A 6,775-nucleotide genomic window follows, 5' to 3' on the forward strand; every position below is an offset into this window, starting at 1 on the left:
TACCTATATCTAAGTTACTTTATTTTCGATACGCAATTTACCGGTTGTCGTCATTCCCGGGCAGGCGGGAATCCATTTTTGAAATTCGGAAACTGTTTTTCAAATCAGGGTTTCTTAGGTCTTACGATGGATTCCCGCCGTAGCCTGTTCTCGCGTAGGCGGGGGCGGGAATGACAGTGCTAATCCGCCTATAACAAACGTCGTCTGAAAACCAAACTTCCAGTTTTCAGACGACGTTTTCAGTTCATAAACCTAAGCGTTATTTCTCTGCTTTCAACACCCGCTGACGGCGCGTTTCGCTCAACACCATGCCTGCGCTGACGGAGACGTTCATGCTTTCGACCGTGCCGAACATGGGTATCGACACCAGCATGTCGCAATGCTCGCGCGTCAGGCGGCGCATGCCTTCGCCTTCGTTGCCCATTACCCATGCCGCGCTGTCGGGCAGGTCGCAATGGTAGAGGTCGGAATCGCCGCCCATGTCGGTTCCGATGATCCAGATGCCGTATTCTTTCAACTCGCGCAGGGTGCGGGCAAGGTTGGTTACGGTGATGTAGGGGACGGTTTCCGCCGCGCCGCAGGCGACTTTGCTGACGGTGGCATTCAGTCCTGCGCTTTTGTCTTTCGGCGCGATGACGGCGTGTACGCCCATTGCGTCGGCAGTTCGCAGGCACGCGCCGAGGTTGTGCGGGTCGGTGATACCGTCGAGTATCAGCAATAGCGGCGGTTCGCTCAGGTTTTCCAATACGTCTTCGAGGTGGACGTGGTTTTTGGAAGCGTCGATAAACCCGACCACGCCCTGATGCCGCGCACCTTTGCTGATGGCGTTGAGGCGGTCGGCGTCGGCGAAGTGTACGCGCACGTTTTCGTTTGCCGCTTTTTCCAACACATCGCGCGTGCGGGCATCATTTTTGCCTTCTTGGACGTAGAGTTCGGTAATCGATTTCGGGTTTTGCCACAGGCGGGCGTTGACGGCGTGGAAGCCGTAGATGAGTCTTTGGTTTGCCATGATTTTGCTTTATAAAAAATTTCAGACGACATTATAACAAGATAAGGTCGTCTGAAAGGGAAAGGTCGTCTGAAAGCAGATAACCGGTATCACGAAAACGCAGCCGCCTAGCGCATCAAATACCCCAACAGCCCGGAACTGCCGACACCGATCAACACGGTAACCAACATGGAAAACCTGCTTGCGGCAAGCACGGTCAGCGCAATGGCAATCAGCTCGTGCGGTTTGTCGGACACGAAATAAGGCGCGATGACGGAAATCAACACGCAGCCCGGCGCGGCTTGCATCACGATTTGTGCGCGGCGGCTTAAGGTGCGGTTGCGCAAGGCAAAAAAGCCGATAAGGCGGGTGGAATACGTTACCGCCAGCATGCCGGCAAACAGCAGGAACGACTGCCAAGAGAGCAAATCCTTCATTCCTTCTCTCCCCAAAGATAGGCGGCGAGCAGGCCGGAAATCGCACCCATCGGCACATACCAATGCCCGTCCACCGACAAATAAGTCCCGCACGCTACAATCAGGCTGACAAACCAAAGGCGTGCCGCCTTAAAGCTTTTCCACATACCCCGCAGCAGCACCAAAAATACGGCGGGAAACGCCATGCCGAAGCCCCATGCCGCGACATCGCCGAACATCGGCCCGACCGCTGCGCCAAAAGCCGCAAAGCCGATCCAAGTGGTATACAGGATAAAGCATACGCCCGCATAAAATGGCATATTGAATGCCGGCAGCCCCATTGCCTTGCGTTTTTGGATTTCCGCAAACGCCATCGCCCAACTTTCGTCGCACATAAAAAACAGCGCGGGCATGGCTTTTCTCAACGGCATATCCCGCATATAAGGCGCGATTGCCGCCCCCATCAGAATATGGCGCGAATTAATCATGAAGGTAACGGTGGCAATCAGCAGAATCGGCAACGGGTTTGCCCACAGATTGACTGCCGCAAATTCCGAGCCGCCGGCGAAATTCATGCCCGTCATCAGCAGCATTTCCAGCCAACTCATGCCCTTCTGACCGCCCTGCATACCCAATATCAACGCCCACGGCAAAAGCCCGATGAGCATGGGCGAGGTTTCTTTGATGCCGCGTAGAAATTCGGATTGCGGAGAATTGGGGTGTGTCATTTTATTGGGGAGCTTAAAGAGGGTTTAGGGTTTGAAGATGAAAAATGAGGGAAGGTATTATACACAGTCGGACAAACTTAAAAAGGTCGTCTGAAACGGGCTTCGATAAAGCAAAAATCATCGCCGCAAGACTTTAACACTTTTTAATCCTTGACAGGCATTTCACTATGAAAATATGCTAAATTTTTGATTAAAAACATCATTATTCATTAAGATAAACATTACGTTCAGCTTCGCATAGCGACCGCCCGGTCAAGATGTTTCACACAAACAACAAAGTAAGCTACAATCCAAAGCATTTCCTTCCATTTAGAAGCAAACCCTATTGCGCCCTACAAATAAAAGGTTTCCTTATGTTACAAGGCAGTTTGGTTGCCCTGATTACCCCCATGAATCAAGACGGCAGCATCCATTACGAACAACTCCGCGATTTGATCGACTGGCATATCGAAAACGGTACTGACGGCATCGTCGCCGTCGGCACGACAGGCGAATCCGCCACACTCTCCGTCGAAGAGCATCTAAGCGTAATCGAAGAAACGGTCAAACACGTCAACAAGCGAGTCCCCGTTATCGCCGGCACCGGCGCCAACAATACCCTTGAAGCCATCGCGCTCTCCCGTGCCGCCGAAAAAGCCGGCGCAGACTACACCCTTTCCGTCGTCCCCTATTACAACAAGCCCTCCCAAGAAGGCATTTACCAACATTTCAAAACCATCGCCGAAGCCACTTCGATTCCGATGATTATCTACAACGTACCCGGCCGCACCGTCGTCGGTATGACCAACGACACCATCCTGCGCCTCGCCAAAATCCCGAACATCGTCGGCGTCAAAGAAGCCAGCGGCGATATCGGCAACAATCTCGAATTAATCAAACACGCGCCCGAAGGTTTCACCATCCTTTCCGGCGACGACCCCACCGGTCTGCCCTTCATGCTCTGCGGCGGACACGGCGTCGTTACCGTGGCCGCCAACGTCGCCCCCAAACTCTTCGCCGATATGTGCCGCGCCGCCCTTGCAGGCGATATTGCGACCGCCCGTCAATTAAATGACCGCCTGATTCCGATTTATAACACTATGTTCTGCGAACCAAGCCCTGCCGCGCCCAAATGGGGCGTATCCGCGTTGGGCAAATGCGAACCTTATGTCCGCCTGCCGCTCGTCCCCCTGACCGAAGCCGGACAGGCAAAAGTCCGCGCCGCATTGCAAGAATCCGGACAACTCACCGCATAAACCGCAAAGGTCGTCTGAAAACCCTTTTCAGACGACCTGCCGTTAACTCATCACATCCCACAGGAAACCAATATGACCTATATGAAACCTGTCGTCGTAGCAATCGCCCTGATCAGCATGACCGCTTGTTCGGGCAACAAAAAAGACCTGCCCAAGCTGGATTACCAAACCCAGACACGCAAAATCGTCAAATTAGAAGTACCGCCTGATTTGAACAATCCCGACCAAGGCAACCTCTATCAAGTACCCGCAGGCAGCGGTGCCGTCCGCGCCAGCGACCTGAGCCGCCGCACATCGGCAACCCAACAAGCCGCCAACTCCGAAGTCCTCAAATCCGTCAAAGGCGTCCGTTTGGAGCGCGACGGCAACCAACGCTGGGTTGAAGTCCAAGGCAAATCCCCTGCCGAAATTTGGCCTTTGCTGAAAGCATTCTGGCAAGAAAACGGCTTCGACATCAAATCCGAAGAACCCGGTATCGGTCAAATGGAAACCGAGTGGGCTGAAAACCGCGCCAAAATTCCGCAAGACGGCCTGCGCCGCCTGTTGGACAAAGTCGGCTTAGGCGGCATCTATTCCACCAGCGAGCGCGATAAATTCATCATCCGTATCGAACAAGGCAAAAACGGCATGACCGACGTTTTCTTCGCCCACAAAGGCATGAAAGAAGTTTACGCAGACAAAAACAAAGATACGACCACATGGCAGCCTGCTGCCAACGATCCCAACCTTGAAGCCGCCTTCCTCGCACGCTTCATGCAATATATGGGCGTCGATCAGCAACAAGCCGAAAACGCGCTGACCCAAAGCGTTGCCAAACGCAGCGGCAACGATTTGGCTCGAATCGACGGCAACACCCTGCTCGTCTCCGGCGACTACGGCCGCAGCTGGCGCCGCACCGCGCTCGCCCTCGACCGCATCGGCTTGAACGTCTTGGGTCAAAACATCGAACGCCACGCCTTCTTGGTTCAACAGGCACCTAACGAAAGCGAAGCCGTTTCCACGAAAAAACCGGGCTTCTTCGGCCGTATGTTCGGCAAAGGTAAAAAAGTTGAGAAACCGGCAGCCTACCCCGAAATCATCGTATTCGTCGAGCCTGTCAACGGCGGTTCACGAATCCGCCTTCTCAACAAAGACGGCAGCGCATACAACGGCAGCGATGCCTCTACGCTCATCAGCCGCCTGCATACCGAATTACGCTAACCCGCTTTTCAAAACCTCCTGTCCGCAGGAGGTTTTTTTTTGCGCTTACCAAAAGCGACAAGCAAAATACAGCCGTTCACAAAATAGACATGTCAATTTATTGATTCGAGTGAAAAACGAAGACATCAGATTAATTATGAGGCCTATTGATGCTTAAACATCAGTTAAGAGAAAGGTCTTCTGAAAACAGAAATCCTGTTTCAGACGACCTTTTTTCATGAAACCGTTTCGCTATAAATAAAATTGTTATATTATAACCAATCAAATTTTCTACCCGATACATTTGGAGAATCCATGAAAAAAACCGCATTGTTCATCGCATCCGCGCTTCTGTTCAGCACAGCTGCCCAAGCACACCGCGTCTGGGTCGAAACCGCCCATACGCACGGCGGCGAATATCTGCAAGCCGAATTGGGCTACGGCGAGTTCCCCGAACTCGAACCCATCGCAAAAGACCGCTTGCACATTTTCAGCAAACCCATGCAGCTCGTTACCGAAAAAGGCAAAGAAAATCTGATTCAAAAAGGGACGTTCAACTACCAATACCGCAGCAAACAGCCGGTTAAAGACGGCAGCTACCTCGTTATCGCCGAATACCAACCGACCTTTTGGTCTAAAAACAGCGCAGGTTGGAAACAGGCGAGCATCAAAGAAATGCCTGACGCCAGCTATTGCGAACAAACCCGAATGTTCGGTAAAAACATCGTCAACGTCGGACACGAAAGTGCAGACACCGCCGTCATCACCAAGCAAGTCGGACAACATCTAGAAATCGTCCCGCTGAATAACTCCGCCAACGTCCACGTCGGCGAACGTTTCAAAGTCCGCGTCCTTTTCAACGGCGAGCCGCTGCCGAATGCCACCGTTACCGCCACATTTGACGGTTTCGACACCAGCGACCGCAGCAAAACCCACAAAACCGAAGCCCAAGCCTTCTCCGATACCACGGACGACAAAGGCGAAGTCAGCATCATCCCCCTGCGTCAAGGCTTCTGGAAAGCCAGCGTAGAACACAAAGCCGATTTCCCCGATCAAAGCGTGTGCCAAAAACAGGCGAACTACACCACCATGACCTTCCAAATCGGTCATACGCATCATTAATATCCAATAATAAAGGTCGTCTGAAAACCGTATTGCAGGGTTTTCAGACGACCTTTCTCTTTATCAGCCAATCAATTTAATAGGCAGCCATTCATCAAGGCTTATGCGGCGCAAACGTCCATTGACCAAGCTCTAAGCCCAAATCAAACAGGTTCAGACGACCTATCGCCACCCTGACCAAACGCAGACACGGAAAACCCGCCTTAGCCGTCATCCGCCTGACCTGACGGTTTTTGCCTTCCGAAATCCGAATTTCCACCCAAAAATCAGGCACGGATTTGCGCACGCGGATAGGCGGCACGCGCAGCCATAAAACATCCGCTTCACCTGCTTCCAACATGCGAACCTTTGCCGGACGCGTGACAAAATCCCCCAAATCCACCCCGCGCCGCAGCATATCCAGCTTCGCTTCTTCGGGCGAACCTTCCACCTGCGCCCAATAAGTTTTCTCCAGTTTAAACTTAGGATCCGCAATCCGCGCCTGCAAATGTCCGTTGTTCGTCAACAGCAGCAAACCTTCGCTGTCCGTATCCAAACGCCCCGCCGGATAAAAATCCGGCAGCGACACATAATCTTTCAAACACCCATACTTTTCATGCGCCGTAAACTGGCAAATCACGCCATAAGGCTTGTTTAATACAATCAAATCATTCATTTTCATCACATCCTGAAACCAAGCATGAATTGTACCAGCCGCCGCATACGAGTTACAATTTTACGTTTCTTTATATTTTATACAAATGATTTCATACGGTTAAAAAATACACTCAGGCTCGGCTTGACACGTCCGAGCCAAACCAGTATATTACGCACTTCCTTAGGAGTAATGGCTGAGAGGCTGAAGGCACTTCCCTGCTAAGGAAGCATGTGGGGTCAACCTGCATCGAGGGTTCGAATCCCTCTTACTCCGCCACCATACGAAAACCCGCCGATTATTCGGCGGGTTTTCTTTATTTACCTATGAAACAAAAAAGCAGTCATGTCCCCCCGTGCAATCAGGATTAAGAACAGCAACGGATAGCAAACAGCTCATTATAACCGACTATCACTGCGGTAAACTCCTTGTCAGACCCGGTTTATATAAAAGGTCGTCTGAAAAACCTGATT

At 51.9% G+C, this 6,775-nt stretch carries 7 protein-coding genes and 1 tRNA gene; 4 read left to right on the forward strand and 4 right to left on the reverse strand.

Annotated features, from left to right (window positions below):
* Positions 1-259: 259 nt before the first annotated feature.
* From rlmB to NSCA4_RS0112170, 3 genes are all read right to left on the reverse strand, one after another.
* Positions 260-1,009, reverse strand: coding sequence for a 23S rRNA (guanosine(2251)-2'-O)-methyltransferase RlmB (gene rlmB / locus NSCA4_RS0112160; protein WP_003757497.1), 750 nt, complete (start codon positions 1,007-1,009; stop codon positions 260-262).
* A gap of 107 nt (positions 1,010-1,116) precedes the next feature.
* Positions 1,117-1,425, reverse strand: a complete 309-nt coding sequence (locus tag NSCA4_RS0112165; protein WP_016688363.1) for an AzlD family protein — start codon at positions 1,423-1,425, stop codon at positions 1,117-1,119.
* Positions 1,422-2,132, reverse strand: coding sequence for an AzlC family ABC transporter permease (locus tag NSCA4_RS0112170; RefSeq protein ID WP_029609767.1), 711 nt, complete (start codon positions 2,130-2,132; stop codon positions 1,422-1,424). The genes NSCA4_RS0112165 and NSCA4_RS0112170 overlap by 4 nt, the downstream gene beginning before the upstream one ends.
* A gap of 353 nt (positions 2,133-2,485) precedes the next feature.
* Here NSCA4_RS0112170 and dapA point away from each other — a divergent pair, with 353 nt between their 5' ends.
* From dapA to NSCA4_RS0112185, 3 genes are all read left to right on the forward strand, one after another.
* Entirely contained in the window at positions 2,486-3,367 is an 882-nt protein-coding gene (dapA, locus tag NSCA4_RS0112175) for a 4-hydroxy-tetrahydrodipicolinate synthase (protein WP_016688365.1), read from the forward strand.
* A 72-nt stretch (positions 3,368-3,439) separates the two neighbouring features.
* Positions 3,440-4,567 (forward strand): NlpB/DapX family lipoprotein, encoded by a 1,128-nt coding sequence (locus NSCA4_RS0112180; protein WP_016688366.1) that lies wholly within the window; start codon positions 3,440-3,442, stop codon positions 4,565-4,567.
* Between the two features lie 294 nt (positions 4,568-4,861).
* Positions 4,862-5,668: a DUF4198 domain-containing protein gene (locus tag NSCA4_RS0112185; protein WP_016688367.1), complete on the forward strand. Its 807-nt coding sequence runs from the start codon at positions 4,862-4,864 to the stop codon at positions 5,666-5,668.
* A 94-nt stretch (positions 5,669-5,762) separates the two neighbouring features.
* Here NSCA4_RS0112185 and NSCA4_RS0112190 read toward each other — a convergent pair whose 3' ends face one another.
* Positions 5,763-6,323, reverse strand: coding sequence for a pseudouridine synthase (locus NSCA4_RS0112190; RefSeq protein WP_029609768.1), 561 nt, complete (start codon positions 6,321-6,323; stop codon positions 5,763-5,765).
* Positions 6,324-6,488: 165 nt separating this feature from the next.
* On the opposite strand from NSCA4_RS0112190, the gene NSCA4_RS0112195 reads away from it, so the two are divergent.
* A tRNA-Ser gene (locus tag NSCA4_RS0112195) sits at positions 6,489-6,581 on the forward strand.
* The last annotated feature ends 194 nt before the right edge of the window (positions 6,582-6,775 follow it).

Origin of the sequence: Neisseria sicca 4320, assembly GCF_000193735.1 — a bacterium.
Lineage (GTDB): Bacteria > Pseudomonadota > Gammaproteobacteria > Burkholderiales > Neisseriaceae > Neisseria > Neisseria sicca_E.

Coding starts and splice junctions, on each gene's coding strand:
- rlmB (WP_003757497.1), bottom strand. CDS start 1,009: ATGGCAAACCAAAGACTCATCTACGGCTTCCACGCCGTCAACGCCCGC.
- NSCA4_RS0112165 (WP_016688363.1), bottom strand. CDS start 1,425: ATGAAGGATTTGCTCTCTTGGCAGTCGTTCCTGCTGTTTGCCGGCATG.
- NSCA4_RS0112170 (WP_029609767.1), bottom strand. CDS start 2,132: ATGACACACCCCAATTCTCCGCAATCCGAATTTCTACGCGGCATCAAA.
- dapA (WP_016688365.1), top strand. CDS start 2,486: ATGTTACAAGGCAGTTTGGTTGCCCTGATTACCCCCATGAATCAAGAC.
- NSCA4_RS0112180 (WP_016688366.1), top strand. CDS start 3,440: ATGACCTATATGAAACCTGTCGTCGTAGCAATCGCCCTGATCAGCATG.
- NSCA4_RS0112185 (WP_016688367.1), top strand. CDS start 4,862: ATGAAAAAAACCGCATTGTTCATCGCATCCGCGCTTCTGTTCAGCACA.
- NSCA4_RS0112190 (WP_029609768.1), bottom strand. CDS start 6,323: ATGAATGATTTGATTGTATTAAACAAGCCTTATGGCGTGATTTGCCAG.